This window comes from Stecheria intestinalis, assembly GCF_009696165.1.
Taxonomy (GTDB): Bacteria; Bacillota_I; Bacilli_A; order Erysipelotrichales; family Erysipelotrichaceae; genus Bulleidia; species Bulleidia intestinalis.
On the sequence record NZ_VUMN01000067.1, the window covers coordinates 1 to 1,522 of the forward strand.

Below are 1,522 nucleotides of genomic sequence, written 5' to 3' on the forward strand. Positions count from 1 at the left end.
GGCTTTCCGGAAGCTTGCCTTGCTTTGTTTCCTCCTTTTCTCTGAGCTTTTCAGCTGAAGAACTGAGTTCATAGGAAGACTGCAGCACAGTGCAGCAGTATTTCCGGATTGCTGCGGATGCGGCATTGCGATCATTCCGGTTCATATCGATTCTTATGCAGGTATCCGGAGCGATATGCTTCGTATTCTCGTACGGCTCCCGGAGTCTGGGCAAGGAATCTGCGATAGAGGAGTATTTCATCTCTCAGAATTCTTCTGGCTTGTTCAAGATGACAAAGATATTCGCTGACATCGCAGCTTTCGGAGATTTCTTCATTCAGATTCATTGCCTTGGTCAGCGGTGCCTTCCTGATGTCGTTCAGGAGAGGATCCTCTTTCATCCAGTACCATCTCATATAGGGAATTTCTTCTCCGTAATCGTCATACTGATGCTCCGGATTGGAACTGACAGAATGCCCGGTGCTGACCCAGTCGTTCAGCTGCTCTTCTTCCTCTTCATTCAGATCATGACATCTCAGATAGTTCCGAAGCTCTTCATTCATATTCTTCTCCTTTGTGTATCTTTGCTTCATTGGCTTTCAGAACCTGATGCGCATATCCGACAGAGCACCCGGCAGCCGATGCGATCTTTCTCACGGAGAGATTCTGATGTCGCAGACGAAGGATCATCTTTTTTGTCTCTTCCGTATATTTCGGCTTCCTGCCTGCTTTAGATGAACTCGTAATGTTCTCCATTGTCTTCAGAAGGCTGTCTGCTTCCCTGGATGAGGTTTCCTTCCGGTAAAGCTTCAGAAGCCGAATCAGACGATTCAGATCGCTTGTTTTCATTTTCCGGAGGCAGAGCTGCTCTTTCTCATATCTCTGCCATCAAGTTCAAGACGGTAGGCATTGCTTACAAGCCGGCTCATGCATGCGTCCGCATATACATTGTTCTGAAAGATGTCATACCACTTCGACACCGGAATCTGGGAAATGACTATGATGGATTTTGATCCTTCTCTGGAGTCCAGAACCTCAAACATCTGCTGGCATTTCTGAATATCAAGACTCATCAGTCCGAAGTCATCGAGAATCAGAAGATCAGTATCCGTGTATTTCTTAAGTGCTGCAGCGTAGCTGCCGGTAAACTGGCAGTCGTTCAGCTCATTGATCATCAGCGAAGTCTTGACATACAGCACATGGATTCCTTTCTGGATTGCGCATATTGCAAGTGCGTTCGAACAATAGCTCTTTCCAGTCCCGGTTTTCCCGGTGATAATCAGATTTTTCTTCTCCTCAATCCACCTGCACCCTGACAGGCTGCTAACAAGTTTCATATCAATCTTCCTGTCCGGATCACTCATGGACTGATCCAGCACGGCAGCCGGGTACTTCAGATGTGCTTTGCTCAGAAGTTTATTGAACTTTCGGGTTTTCCGGGATGAGTATTCATGCATGAACAGCTCATCAAGCACTTCTGATGCAGTTCTCGTTCCGAAGTTCGGGTCTTCTGTCATATCCTGGAGCTTATTTGCCAGATTTC

Annotated in this window: 3 protein-coding genes; all 3 read right to left on the reverse strand. The window is 46.8% G+C overall.

Annotation, left to right across the window (positions count from 1 at the left end; translation table 11 throughout):
• Positions 1–131: 131 nt before the first annotated feature.
• Positions 132–542 carry a hypothetical protein gene (locus tag FYJ51_RS13380; protein ID WP_154506020.1) on the reverse strand — a complete coding sequence of 137 codons (411 nt, stop codon included), beginning with the start codon at positions 540–542 and terminating at the stop codon, positions 132–134.
• A complete protein-coding gene (locus tag FYJ51_RS13385) occupies positions 535–828 on the reverse strand; it encodes a helix-turn-helix domain-containing protein (protein ID WP_154506021.1) in 294 nt (97 codons plus the stop codon). Before FYJ51_RS13385 ends, FYJ51_RS13380 begins: the two co-directional genes overlap by 8 nt.
• Positions 825–1,522: ATP-binding protein (locus tag FYJ51_RS13390; protein ID WP_205946347.1), on the reverse strand; the 698-nt coding region annotated here is incomplete at its 5' end. The genes FYJ51_RS13390 and FYJ51_RS13385, both read right to left, overlap by 4 nt.